The sequence below is a fragment of the Pelosinus sp. IPA-1 genome (assembly GCF_030269905.1).
Taxonomy (GTDB): domain Bacteria; phylum Bacillota; class Negativicutes; order DSM-13327; family DSM-13327; genus Pelosinus.
In genome coordinates, this window is record NZ_BSVC01000014.1 from 55,465 (window position 1) to 68,162 (window position 12,698).

At 38.2% G+C, this 12,698-nt stretch carries 12 protein-coding genes and 1 tRNA gene; 10 read left to right on the forward strand and 3 right to left on the reverse strand.

Annotation, left to right across the window (positions count from 1 at the left end; all coding sequences use genetic code 11):
* The first annotated feature begins 302 nt into the window (after positions 1-302).
* Positions 303-1,361, forward strand: coding sequence for a M48 family metallopeptidase (locus QSJ81_RS24215; RefSeq protein WP_285719889.1), 1,059 nt, complete (start codon positions 303-305; stop codon positions 1,359-1,361).
* A 323-nt stretch (positions 1,362-1,684) separates the two neighbouring features.
* On the opposite strand, the gene QSJ81_RS24220 is transcribed toward QSJ81_RS24215, so the two are convergent.
* The 3 genes from QSJ81_RS24220 to QSJ81_RS24230 are packed head-to-tail and all read right to left on the reverse strand — an operon-like array spanning position 1,685 to position 4,797.
* Complete coding sequence (locus QSJ81_RS24220) at positions 1,685-2,128, reverse strand: universal stress protein (protein WP_285719890.1); 444 nt, start codon at positions 2,126-2,128, stop codon at positions 1,685-1,687.
* A gap of 20 nt (positions 2,129-2,148) precedes the next feature.
* Complete coding sequence (locus tag QSJ81_RS24225; RefSeq protein ID WP_285719891.1) at positions 2,149-3,720, reverse strand: DHA2 family efflux MFS transporter permease subunit; 1,572 nt, start codon at positions 3,718-3,720, stop codon at positions 2,149-2,151.
* Between the two features lie 54 nt (positions 3,721-3,774).
* The gene (locus QSJ81_RS24230; protein ID WP_285719892.1) at positions 3,775-4,797 is read right to left on the reverse strand and encodes an HlyD family secretion protein; all 1,023 of its coding nucleotides are present in this window, start codon (positions 4,795-4,797) and stop codon (positions 3,775-3,777) included.
* 176 nt (positions 4,798-4,973) lie between these two features.
* Here QSJ81_RS24230 and QSJ81_RS24235 point away from each other — a divergent pair, with 176 nt between their 5' ends.
* From QSJ81_RS24235 to QSJ81_RS24275, 9 genes are all read left to right on the forward strand, one after another.
* Positions 4,974-5,861, forward strand: a complete 888-nt coding sequence (locus QSJ81_RS24235) for a LysR family transcriptional regulator (protein ID WP_285719893.1) — start codon at positions 4,974-4,976, stop codon at positions 5,859-5,861.
* Between the two features lie 111 nt (positions 5,862-5,972).
* A complete protein-coding gene (locus QSJ81_RS24240; protein WP_285719894.1) occupies positions 5,973-6,665 on the forward strand; it encodes a response regulator transcription factor in 693 nt (230 codons plus the stop codon).
* Positions 6,646-7,953, forward strand: a complete 1,308-nt coding sequence (locus QSJ81_RS24245) for a sensor histidine kinase (RefSeq protein WP_285719895.1) — start codon at positions 6,646-6,648, stop codon at positions 7,951-7,953. Before QSJ81_RS24240 ends, QSJ81_RS24245 begins: the two co-directional genes overlap by 20 nt.
* A 147-nt stretch (positions 7,954-8,100) precedes the next feature.
* Positions 8,101-9,204: an SDR family oxidoreductase gene (locus QSJ81_RS24250; RefSeq protein WP_285719896.1), complete on the forward strand. Its 1,104-nt coding sequence runs from the start codon at positions 8,101-8,103 to the stop codon at positions 9,202-9,204.
* An 81-nt stretch (positions 9,205-9,285) separates the two neighbouring features.
* The gene (locus QSJ81_RS24255) at positions 9,286-9,639 is read left to right on the forward strand and encodes a DMT family transporter (protein WP_285719897.1); all 354 of its coding nucleotides are present in this window, start codon (positions 9,286-9,288) and stop codon (positions 9,637-9,639) included.
* Between the two features lie 17 nt (positions 9,640-9,656).
* Complete coding sequence (locus tag QSJ81_RS24260; protein ID WP_285719898.1) at positions 9,657-10,001, forward strand: EamA family transporter; 345 nt, start codon at positions 9,657-9,659, stop codon at positions 9,999-10,001.
* Positions 10,002-10,323: 322 nt separating this feature from the next.
* Positions 10,324-11,541, forward strand: a complete 1,218-nt coding sequence (locus tag QSJ81_RS24265) for an LCP family protein (RefSeq protein WP_285719899.1) — start codon at positions 10,324-10,326, stop codon at positions 11,539-11,541.
* Positions 11,542-11,664: 123 nt separating this feature from the next.
* Complete coding sequence (locus QSJ81_RS24270) at positions 11,665-12,486, forward strand: undecaprenyl-diphosphate phosphatase (RefSeq protein WP_285719900.1); 822 nt, start codon at positions 11,665-11,667, stop codon at positions 12,484-12,486.
* A gap of 108 nt (positions 12,487-12,594) precedes the next feature.
* A tRNA-Thr gene (locus QSJ81_RS24275) sits at positions 12,595-12,670 on the forward strand.
* Positions 12,671-12,698 lie beyond the last annotated feature (28 nt).

Genomic DNA, 12,698 nt, shown 5'->3' on the forward strand with positions numbered 1-12,698 from the left:
AACTGAAATACCTGCTTACTTAACAAAATATTATTGTATTTTTGACAAACTCTGACACAGCAAAGAGCTTAAGTCTCTCTACTTTACTATTTATATGCGGCTGTCCCTGTAAAATACTATAGTTTTTGAATACTTTTAAAAAGTAAAATTAAGGTAGACTTTTCAAATCAATAAAAGGAAATTTATAAATAGTGGGTGAATTATTTTGTACAGAGCTGTTTGTGATTTTTTATTATTAGGAAACCTTTTCTAAAATATACTAATGATAGAGTAAAGTCGTGATAAGAACTAAAGGAGGAAATATGACACATAGTATAGCACGGCAGGCCAAAATGATTATAACTCTACTTGTTAGCCTTTTTATTGTATTTGGGGTGGTACCAAATGGTGCTCAAGCTGCTATTATCAGTACTCAGGGTGAGATTGATATTGGACGAGATGTAGGGAAGCAGTTAGAAAAACAATATGGTTTAGTGGGTGACCCGGCTTTAGAGGAACGTGTAACTAAAATAGGGATGAATATGGTGGCAGTGAGTGAACGGAGAAATTTACCTTATACTTTTAAAGTATTAAATTCAAATGAGGTAAATGCCCTCGCCGCACCTGGTGGATTTATCTATCTATTTAAAGGGTTGGTAGATTTGATGCCGTCAGATGATGAATTGGCTGGAGTGATTGGCCATGAAATTGGCCATGTAGTTAAACGTCATACAGTGCATCAAATTGAAAAAAATCTTTTGATGAATGTAGGATTTATGGCTGTGTTCGGTGATCGAGGTATTGCATTACAAAGTCTTGCAATGGATGTTATCATGGCTGGTTATAGTCGTAGTGATGAGCGGGAAGCTGATTACTTAGGATATATTCATTCTTCTAAGGCAGGGTACAATCCGTATAGCATGACGATGGGGTTAATGAAACTCTCTAGTTTGGATCAGCACTATCAATATGACTTATTCTCAGATCATCCAGAGGGAAAGGAACGTATTGCATTAATACAAGGCTATTTAGAGAAGGATCATGTACATCCAAAAGCGCAATTAACAGCAGATAAGAAAGGTGCAATCGTGGTAGACGGAACATGGAAATTACCAACTATTACGGTATTATACAATGGAGTCACACCCTTATATAGAGCCTATGAAACGGCAGGAGCATTATATCGTGTCAGTCAATTGGCAGAATATAATCCCGATACATATATCTTAGATTATGATGGTGAAAACATAGTTATAAATTATAATGACATTCGTATTCTTGTCATTACCCCAGAAGATGCCTTAGCCTATAATACGAACCAAATGGAGCTGGCTGGATTATATGTTGATAAGCTAAAAGAATGGGACAGGAAAAAGTTGTAGACAATATGAAAGGTAACGCTTATAAAAAATACCTCAACCCTCAGAGCAGGTTGGGGCTAACTTATAAAGTGAATTAAATCAGAAATTATTTGACCACAAAAGTCTAATGCCAGTCAATGCCACGTTAGTATATGAAGATTTGTAAAATATAATTTCGGAACTTAAAAATATTGAAGATATGGGTTGAAATGACTAAGAGAGGTAATATAGTATGCTTTATTGAGTTTTAATTGAAAAGTAGATTGGTGGTGCCTAAGGAAGTTAGAAGGATGTATTAATAAAGACCAGCATGGGCTCATGCTGGTCTTCCTGTCTCATTGAACTTATTTTACTACCATAACAGGGCATTGGGAATGATGAACGACATAACTGCTAACACTTCCGACTAATATTCCCTTGAGGACTCCTAAGCCTCGGCTGCCCATAACAATTAAGTCGGTTTTGTTATTTTGAGAAATCTCAATAATTTTTTCGGAAGGGGAACCTACTTCAAGTGAATAGGTTACATTTATGGAGGAGGGGATTTGCTGTAAACCCATTCTTAAAATATTTTGACCATTTTCCTGGAGATCATTAATTACACTATCAGGAACCGAAATATTATTGATATGAGTAGACGCTACCTCCTTAGAAAGAAGCAGGACATAGAGCAGTTCTATGGTGGCATTAGAAAATCCGGCTAAGTCACAGGCACAGGATAATGCTCGGAAGGCGTTTTTAGAGCCATCTAGGGGTACGAGAATTTTTCGAAAACGGGACTGATTCATGTAGATTCCTCCCTATTTCTTTAAGTTGGCTTCTTTTGCTGTGGGTGACTGTTAGTTTTAATGAATAAAGCTAGGAAACTGCTGCAAAAGCAAAGAATGGCTAAAATATAAAAGACATCTTCAAAAGATAAAATATTAGCTTGTTGATGTACTATTTTGGCTAGTGTAGCTTTAAAAATGGCGTATCGTTGCGGCACTAAAAAACCTTCCCCAGTGAACCATCCATGAGCAGCCGATGTTAGCATATCTGAATTCATTCCTTGATTACCCCATAGTGCTTGGAGTATTTTAAACACTTCTTGAGGTGCCCGGTTTGGTGCATTTAAATATTCACTCAAAATCTGATAGTGGCGTACTTCACTGTTGCTCAATATTGTTTCTACGAATACTACCCCGATGCTGCCGCCGATGATCTTAAATAAATTTAGTATGCCAGAGCCCATCCCTACTTTATCTTTCGGCAAGGAAGATATAGCGCAATTACTAAGGGGCGACATGGTAAAGCCTAACCCCATGCCCATTAATACAAGACGGATAAAAAAATCACGAGCAGAGTAATTGGCATTGATGCTGGTCAGCAAATATATGGAAAAAGAGATGAGCATTATTCCTAAAAAGGCAGGGATGCGAGAACCGAATTTATCCGCAATTCCTCCGCCTAAAGGTGCAAAAATAACCATAGTTACCGTTAAAGGGAGCAGCATCACTCCGGCAGATATAGAACTATAGAGTAGTATAGACTTTAAAAAAAAGGGGAGTAGAAACATTACGCCATATAGTGCTAAAAATGAGATGAACCCAAGGATATTCGCGATAGCAAAATTAACATTACGAAACAAATTAATTTCCACCATTGGGTGTTCAACATGTAGTTCTGCAACGATAAAAAGAACAAAAGCGGCAAAGGATAGATAAAAAAGCAGTGTAATATAAAGAGACGTCCACCCCTCAATTTGCCCTTTGTTCAAGGCAACCAGTAAGGCACTTAAACTAATAGTTAGCAAAGACGCCCCCCAAAAATCAGCCTGTGAATTTGCATTACGCTTCGACTTGGGTATCATGATAAAAGCCAAAACAATACTAAGTGCGCAAAATGGTAACACAGAGAAGAAAATGGAACGCCAGTCAATATTTTCGATTAAGTAACCACCGATAGTTGGTCCCATAGCACTGCCGGCAGCTGCCATTGCGCTCCAAATTCCTAGCGCTTGACCACGTTCATGGGGCTCAAAGGTTTCTACTACAATGATCATAGCATTGGGCAATAACATCCCAGCCCCAATTCCTTGGATAATACGGTATACAAGCATTGTGGTTGAGTTTGAGGCTACACCGCATAATAAAGAGCCAATGGTAAAGGTAATAAGGCCAGCAATATACATCTTTTTTGCTCCGAATTGATCACCTAGTTTACCAGTTAACGGCAGGATGGAACCGTAAGGGAGAAGATAACTTAGCGAAACCCAGACAATTGAATTCATGTCAAAATTTAAAGCGGCCATAATATTTGGTAAAGCAATATTCGTACAACTACTGACATAAGAACTTAGCACAGTGCCAAGACAAACAGTGCATAAAACTAGATATTTCATATAAAAAAACCTTTCCAATCATCCGGTATGAAGTAGTATTAATGCAATACGTTTTTACTTAATATAAATACTTAAAATTGTAGACATTCCAGGCTTAAGAGAAAAATTCTCATGTGGGTAAATTTTAATTTTTATTGGCAGGCGCTGTGTTGTTTTAGTAAAGTTGCCGGAAGCGTTTTCGGCGGGTAAAAGAGTTAACTGCGATCCAGCTGCTGGACCAACGGCAATGACCTCGCCTGAAAACTTCTCTCCAGGGTAGGAGTCTACTGTAAATTCGGCTGGCTGTCCAATTTTGACTTTTCCTATGTAGGTTTCTTCAATGTTGCTTTCAATCCAGATATCGTCTAAATTAGCAATACTAAAGATCGGTTGTCCTGCTGCAACAATTTCTCCATCTTCTACTGATTTTAAGGCGATCGTTCCTGGAACGGGTGCTTTGATAATTACATTATCTAATTGGATCTGAGAACTTTTTAAAGCCGCCTGCGCTTGTAATACCTGAGCCTTTGCCATAGCAATATCTTCGGCACGGGACCCTTCTAGTGATAAATTATAGGATTGTCCGGCTGAGGCATACTGGGCTTCTACAACTTCTAGAGAAGTTTGGGCAGAGTCCCTTTGCTGTTCGGAAATAGCACCTTGCTTATACAATCCTTCGGCACGCTCTGCATTTTTTTTAGTATTATTTAAATTTGCCCTTTGTTGTGCAACCGATGCACTTGCTTGGGCAATTTCTTGTGGCCTGTTCCCGGCTTCCAGTGCTGCAAGCTTTGCCTGTATAGCAGCTAAATTACCCTGAGCTTGCTCTACTTGAGCTTCATATTCTTGTTTTTCAAGAATGGCAATGACTTGGCCTGCCTCTACGTGATCTCCATCAGTAACGAGAACTTTTTCAATACGACCCGACACTTTGGGGCTGACAGCAACAATTGTACCTTTCACTCTGGCATCGTCTGTTGATACAACGCGCTGGCTATGAATCCACCACCAAGATAGACCTACTGCTAATAATGCTGCAAGTAGAATTATAATGATGATTATTGTTTTTTTGCTTATTTTAGAACTTACTTCGCTCATACAAACACTCCCGTAGTTTCATCAATCGTTAGATGATAAGCGTATCCGCCCAAACTTTGACGATCTTTTTGATTTATTGTAGTATTATAGCAAAAACAAAACCATATGTATAATATTGAAAATGTTCACTATCCATACAAAAAATGTATAGTATTTCACAAGGAGAGTCTTTCATTATGGACTTTAAAAAACTTCAATATTTTCTCACGATTGCAGAAGAAGGTCAAATTACAAAAGCTGCTCAGCGTTTACACATGGCCCAACCGCCGCTTAGTCATCAACTTAAGGTATTTGAAGATGAGCTAGGAGTCAAACTTATCGAAAGGGGTAGCCGTAAGATCCAGCTCACTGAACTTGGACGAGCCTTGCAAGAACGAGGTGGACAAATTTTAGAATTAATTAATAAGACGGAGAAGGAATTAAAAGAATTAAATGAAGGTTTGCAAGGAACTTTATCCATAGGTACAGTTGCAGCTTGGGGAGCCACCCTTTTACCAGATCGGATTTCTAGTCTTCATGAGCAATATCCAGGACTTAATTTTCAACTTTGGGAAGGCGACGGTCATCGAATTAGGGAGCTCTTAGATACAGGAGTTATAGATATTGGAATTGTTCGACTGCCTTTTGATTCGAAAAAGTATGAATCAATACGATTGCCAGAGGAGCCTATAATAGCAGCGATCAGCAATGTCTGGGGCTATGATTTATCTAAGCCATATACTAGTCTAATGGAGCTAATGAATATTCCATTGATACTTCACCGTAGAAATGAAAATGTTATTGAATATTATGAGCAACGTGGATTACAACCTAGAATACTTTGCAGGCATGAAGATGTTCGGTCTATGCTAGTGTGGGCCGACGCGGGCTTGGGGGCAGCGATTGTTACTCGATCTGCGGCCAACCTTGTCCAGAATAATAATTTACAATACAAAGAAATTATTGACCCACCGCTAAAGGTAACAGCAGCGATTATTTGGAAACGAGGTCGTTCTTTAACAGTTGCTGCACAACATTTTTTAGAAAGTTTTACAGTAGATGAAATGTGTAAAAAGAAAGTATAGACTTACACTTTTTTTAAGTATACTGTTTTGCAATTTCAGCAGAATTTCATTAATCTATGGTGTAATATTTAATTATTAGGAATATTAATTGGGTGGAATGGGGTTAAAGCAATGAAAGTTTTACTGGCCGAGGATGATAAGCGGTTTGGCAATCTTCTATATCAAATGCTGCTGCGGCAAGATATGCAGGTCAACTGGGTACTTTCGGGAGATTGTGCTTTGGATGTTATTCGAGGCGAAGCATATGATGTTGTTATCATGGATTGGATGATGCCCGGTATGTCTGGCTTACAAGTGTGCCAAAAGTTGCGAGAAGAATGTTATCAGGGTGGCATACTTATGCTTACGGCAAAAGATACTGTAGACGACTTAGTAGTTGGTCTAGAGGCTGGTGCCGATGATTATCTTGTCAAGCCCTTTGCATTCAAAGAGCTATTGGCCCGGATTCATTCCGTAGCCAGGAGAAGTAAGATTACGATAAAAGAAAAAGTGGTAAAAGCAGCAGATCTTGAATTGAATCTAACAACAAGAGTGGCTACGCGGGGGACAAGGACTATACAATTGACGGGACGGGAGTTTCAATTGTTAGAGATGTTGATGCAAAATTATGGGAGAGTTCTGCCCAAAGAACGTATTTTAGATCATATCTGGGGGTTGGAGAGTGAGGTGTCTCCCAATACACTAGAGGCTTTCGTGCGATTACTTCGTAAAAAGATTGATGATCCTGGAGAGGTGGAATTAATCCAAAATATTCGAGGAATTGGCTATAAGATGGGGGCAAAAAATGATACCCAAGACTCGTAAAAAATTAACTAACGTGTATACCATAGTATTTGGATTATTCCTCATGACATTTGTTGGGATTGTATGCTCAGGTCTTATTTGGGGTACCTATGTGGAACGGACAGAGGAAATCAAGGTATTAGCAAATGAGATAGCCCGAGGACAACTAGGTATGATTAAGGAATACTGCAAAAAGAGAAATGATACAATAATGGCGACAACGATTGAAGATGATTACGATATAAGCGGGCAAGTTTTTTTCTATATCCTTGATGCAAAAGGTCAGCTAATTAAGGCTGATCAACCTGTTCCGATATTGCGGGAGTCTGCCTACACTCAAATTATGAGTTGGAATCCGCTAGAAAAAACGAAGGTTGCCACTGTAACGTTACCAAATCATGAAACGGCAGTACTTATCTTCGCCGCGCATGAAGTACGTCGGGGAGAAACGCTGCTGGCTACAGTTTATGCCGGCAGAGATGTGACTGCGTATGCCCGTGTTCTTATACGCAGTATAATTACATTAATGGCAGTAGCTTTTTTGTTTTTATTTCTAGCTGCGCTAATTGGATACTATCTAGCAGGCAGAGTCACAATTCCGATGGAAGAATCTATTGCAAGAAAGAAAAAATTTATTGCGGACGCATCCCATGAATTGCGTACTCCCTTAAGTGTACTCCTAACTTCAATAGAAGCTATAGAAATGGATAGGGATAATACCTTGTCTCCTTTTTCCTTACAAATAATGAGTGAGGCAAAGGATGAGTTTTTTCGTTTGAAAAGACTCGTCAATGACTTGTTAACCCTTGCAAGAACAGATACAGGCGATATTAAACTAAAAAAAGAAAAATTCTCTCTTACCTTAATCACACAGCAAGTATTACGCTCACTTAAGTTTACAGCAGATGAGAAAAATATTAATGTTTTGCTTGAGGGCAATGAATCAATTGAGTTAAATGCAGATCCAGAACGTATTTACCAGTTACTTTTTATTTTAATTGACAATAGTATAAAATATAGTTTATCCGATAGTGATGTATCGGTACATCTTGAAGCGATGCAAAATGCGAATGGTCCTTTTGTCAAAATCATTGTGGTGGATAATGGTCCAGGTATCCCTGCAGAATTTAAAGAACAAATATTCCAACGTTTTTTTCGAATTGATGAGTCAAGATCACGAGATGTTGAAGGTTCAGGTTTAGGATTGTCAATTGCTCAATGGATTGTAGATGCCCATCAAGGTGAAATTTATGTTAATAGTGAACCTGGAAAAGGCAGTGAATTTATTGTCCTAATTCCAAATATGTAAATCTTACCTACTATCTTCGATTTTTCTTACAGCGAAATTTCAGTTTGAATTGCTATATTGATCGGGCAAGAATAACCCTTTATTACAAAGACTCTAAGGGATATTTGTTGCGCCTAGATATGTATAGCAAAGAAAGGTATGAAACTTATGAAGATAAAAATTTTGGTAACGGGAGTAACAGGACTTTTAGGAAGTTGTACCGTGGCAGAGCTACTTGAAAGCGCTGGAAATGTCGAACTTCTATTTTTAGTAAGGGCAGTCAATCAGAAAGCTGGACTTGAACGCGTACGAAAGTCCCTAGGTAAAGCTGGTGTCCAAGTACAAACGCTCGCAGGTCTAACAGAAGGACAAATTGTATGCGGGGATTTATCTTCCTCTGATCAATTAATAAATGATCCTAGGTTACAGGAAGTCACTCATGTTTTCAATTGCGCAGCCGTAACTGCCTTTTCTCAACGACCATCCATCCGGCAAGTCAATGTTCATGATACATTGGAATTTGCACAAATGGTGTCTAAACTTCCTAACATGAAACGCTTTCTATATGTTGGGACAGCAATGATATGTGGAGACTCACCTAACCGTACAATACACGAAGATGATTTTCCGGCAGATACACAGCATTTTGTACCCTATACGGAAAGTAAAGCAGAAGTAGAATCTCTGCTTTCAGAAGCATTAGGACAGGTTTCCCTTGTTGTTGTGCGTCCTTCCATTGTTGTAGGGCACTCTCGCTTAGGTTGTAAACCTTCAACAAGTATTTTCTGGGTATTTCGGATGTTATATCAAGCTTGGCGATCTCCTTTTCCTTTGAATTTTAAAATTGATGTGTTGCCAGCGGATTATGTAGCAAAGGCGATAGCTTATATTGGCTTAAAAGAAGAATTAGCATATTCACGATATCATATTGCTGCTGGATCGGAATTTAGTTCTACATTTGGTGAGATAATGAACACTTTTATGATTACGGGTAAAGAAAATCTAACTGCGCCATTAGAGGTTACCATTGAGCATTATCGAGAAAATAGGAACCAGTTCAATGAATGGTTTGGCCCAGGCAATTCCCGAATGATGCTCAGAGCCATAAATTTGTACTATAACTTTGCAAATCTGAACGTAACTTTTGATAATTCTAGATTACTAGCAGAGGGTTTTGCGTGTCCTCCACGTTTTGTTGATTATTTAGGATTGTGTATAAGATCAGGCTGCGACGCACCCGTCAGTGAACAGATGATTGATGACTTTAAGTAAACGGTTTAAAGATGCATAAAGCTAAAGAATGAATCCTTCTCTTCGAGGGACAAGTAAGTAATGTATAGTTGGGGTATATGTATGTGGCTGATGAATTGGATTCCGTGGTTTGTTCTTTCTGCCATTTTTGAAAGTTACGGACAAGTTTTATTTAAAAAGGCAGCGTTATCTACTCAGCATTTGTCGGGTTACTTCTACTTTAAAGGGCTTGCCAAAAGTTATTATCTATATCTAGGGATTACTTTATATTTAGGGGAAATGGCTGTTTGGCTGTATATTATTTCTAATATACCCCTTTCAATTGCCTTTCCCCTATCTGGTTTGCAGGAAATGATTTTGGTCTTATTTGTAGCCGTGACATTGAAGGAGAAGGTGGCACCATTAGCCTGGTTTGGTGTATTTTTAATAGCCATTGGAGTTTCTATGGTTTCGTAAACGAAGAAGGTGTAAGAATGTTTAATTTGATGATCTGGATTTGCCTTATTATATCGGATACTACGGCGCAATTGCTATTAAAGAAGGGGACAATGGAAAACGGTCTTACTACATGGGGACCTAATTCCTTTATTCTATTAGGGTACTCACTCTATATACTTTCTTTTTTGCTATGGATGCAGATTTTAAAAACAACGCCTCTATACATCGCGTTATCCGGTGCATCTATCATCTTTGTGACAATTGCTTTTGGTTCCCACTTTTTTTTGGGTGAGCCACTAACCATTAAATCTTTAGTAGGAACCGTTTTCGTGGCCATTGGAGTTTATATTGTTGGTTATAGCAGGAAAAGTGCTAATTAACTAAATATCAAATAAGTTCTGCACTACTCCGGTGATGCAGGGCTTATTAATATATTTCTATCAATAGCTTTATTTTATTAGCAAAATAGCTGATAACCATGTTGCAATAAAAAATATTACCGCATGTAAAGTTGGCCATATGTGATATTTTAATTTTTAGAACGCCATAGGCAATGCCTACTCCAAGATTATCAAGGTTTGCTGCTATAGTAATCAAAATACTAAAAAGCAGGATGCTCATCAAATCCACTACTTAATAGAACATTGCTATATGGTATGGAATCGATGGCATTTTGGTTCCGGAGGACAGAGAGGTGTAAGAATGGGACAAAAACAAACCCGCCATCTCAAAAAAGGGCGAGTTGCTATATTATTAGCAATGATTATCTTTTTAATCGCAGGGGTTTATTATGTATTCGGGAGATTCTCTACAACCAGCACGTTGGCGAATACCTTTTTCATGAAAGAAAAAATTAATATATTGGTTCTGGGCGTTGATACACGTGAAGATGATGTGGGGCGTTCGGATACCAATTTTGTCGTTACAATCGATACAAGTGCAAAAAAAATCACCATGTTTTCCATTCCCCGCGATTCTCGCGTAAAAATTGATGGGCATGGGTGGGATAAAATTAATCATGCCTATGCTTTTGGTGGCTCTAAACTTTCAAAATCTACTGTTGAAAATCTGATGGGTATATCTTTAGATTATACTGTAGTCATAAATATTCAAGGATTTGTGCGCATGATTGATGCAGTTGGTGGAATTACTATTGATGTAGATAAAAGAATGTATTACTCCGATCCATATGATGATGATGGAGGATTATACATTGATCTTCATCCTGGTGTTCAAAAATTAAATGGGAAAACTGCTATTGAATATGTACGTTATAGGGATGAAGAAGGTGATATAGGTCGTGTAAACCGACAACAAAAGTTCATGAAAGCATTATTACAGGAAATCAGCAAACCCCAGCTTATTACGAAATTACCTGATGTTATTAAAGAGTTCGCTGCAGCAGTCAAAACAGATATGTCAACAAAAGATATGGTTAAGCTAATCCCTGTTATAAACGAGGCAGCAAAATCAGGCCTACATACGGAATGGTTATCAGGAAATCCATGCTGGATACAAGATGTTAGTTACTGGTTGCCTGATATAAAGGAGCTTAGGTCTAAGGTTGCTCAAATACAAGGTATTACTGTAGACGAACGATATGCACAAGCAACGGATCGATTAGCTAGAGAATATGCAAATTCAGTGCCGCAGGAAATACGGGTAGCTGAGTCTTCAACAGTCACTAAAAAATCCACGAGTTTAGATAAGCAAACTACAGATGGTAATAAAAATGCAGTAACTACTATTAAGATAACTCCAATTCCTATAACTAATGAAACTGAGACTACCTCTGCAAATGGGAAAAAGATTTCTGATCCCAAGACGACTAAAACTATGAATAGTTCAAGCGTAGATGTTCAAGGAGAAAGTAAGGGAGTAGCTCAAAAGAATAGTACGATGGATGCAAAGGGGAAATAATCCACTTTGTAGAGTAATATTTCGGAATGTAGATGAGATAATTCAAGGAATGACTTATATGGAGCTAGAACGTGCCAATTTATTTTATATACTTTAAATTAACACAACAAAGGGGTTCTTACATTGACCATACTTCAAACGCTTATTTTTGCAATCGTTCAGGGAATTACAGAACTTTTCCCTATTAGTAGTGTAGCACATGGTGTTTTAACGCCATATTTCTTTAATTGGAATTTAGATCCCGCTTTTTTGAAGGAACATTTTCTTCCATTTTTAGTGATGCTACATTTAGGCACTGCCATAACTCTTTTATTGTATTTCGGAACAGAATGGACAAAAATTATAGCCTCTATATTCAACAAAGATGATAAGTCCAGAAAGTTAATGTTTCTTATATTAATTGGTACTATTCCAGCTGCTTTAATTGGACTTTTCCTAGAGAGTCCACTTCGCCATATGTTTAGTAATGTAAGCAGTGCGGCGTTTTTCTTAATTATAAATGGATTTATATTATATTGGGGCGAAAAATTGCGAGGAGGAGGACAGGGGCAGAAGAGTATTGACGATCTTAGTTATAAACAAGCGGCTATTATCGGATTATTTCAATCGCTAGCACTTGTTCCAGGCTTTTCTCGTTCTGGCGCTACAATGACGGCGGGATTTTGGATGGGCTTAAAACATAAGGACTCTGCTCGGTTTTCCATGCTGCTTGCTACCCCGATAATAATTGGAGCTAGCATTGTTGAAGTGCCAAAGCTTATTCATACTGACATCACTGGCTTATTTCAAATCTCCCTAATTGGAGGTATTACATCTGGTATAGCCGCTTTTTTAAGCGTATGGGCTTTAATGAGATGGTTCGGTACTAATGAAATTAATGCAATGCGTCCATTTGCCTGGTACTGTTGGGTAGTTGGCTTTGTGGTTCTGGTAAGTCAAATTTAAGAAAGAGGGCAACTAAATAAGTTAAGGTACTTTAAATTTTATAAGATTAAGTACAAGCGGAGATCTTGACTTTGCGGCAACAGAAGCATAAAATAGTAAAGGTAGATCGCCGGTATAGCTCAGTTGGTAGAGCAACTCATTCGTAATGAGTAGGTCTGCAGTTCGAATCTGCATATCGGCTCCAGTGAAATCAAGGGTTCGTAGAGATGCGG

Coding starts and splice junctions, on each gene's coding strand:
- QSJ81_RS24265 (WP_285719899.1), top strand. CDS start 10,324: ATGGGACAAAAACAAACCCGCCATCTCAAAAAAGGGCGAGTTGCTATA.
- QSJ81_RS24235 (WP_285719893.1), top strand. CDS start 4,974: ATGGACTTTAAAAAACTTCAATATTTTCTCACGATTGCAGAAGAAGGT.
- QSJ81_RS24215 (WP_285719889.1), top strand. CDS start 303: ATGACACATAGTATAGCACGGCAGGCCAAAATGATTATAACTCTACTT.
- QSJ81_RS24230 (WP_285719892.1), bottom strand. CDS start 4,797: ATGAGCGAAGTAAGTTCTAAAATAAGCAAAAAAACAATAATCATCATT.
- QSJ81_RS24250 (WP_285719896.1), top strand. CDS start 8,101: ATGAAGATAAAAATTTTGGTAACGGGAGTAACAGGACTTTTAGGAAGT.
- QSJ81_RS24255 (WP_285719897.1), top strand. CDS start 9,286: ATGTGGCTGATGAATTGGATTCCGTGGTTTGTTCTTTCTGCCATTTTT.
- QSJ81_RS24240 (WP_285719894.1), top strand. CDS start 5,973: ATGAAAGTTTTACTGGCCGAGGATGATAAGCGGTTTGGCAATCTTCTA.
- QSJ81_RS24245 (WP_285719895.1), top strand. CDS start 6,646: ATGATACCCAAGACTCGTAAAAAATTAACTAACGTGTATACCATAGTA.
- QSJ81_RS24220 (WP_285719890.1), bottom strand. CDS start 2,128: ATGAATCAGTCCCGTTTTCGAAAAATTCTCGTACCCCTAGATGGCTCT.
- QSJ81_RS24260 (WP_285719898.1), top strand. CDS start 9,657: ATGTTTAATTTGATGATCTGGATTTGCCTTATTATATCGGATACTACG.
- QSJ81_RS24225 (WP_285719891.1), bottom strand. CDS start 3,720: ATGAAATATCTAGTTTTATGCACTGTTTGTCTTGGCACTGTGCTAAGT.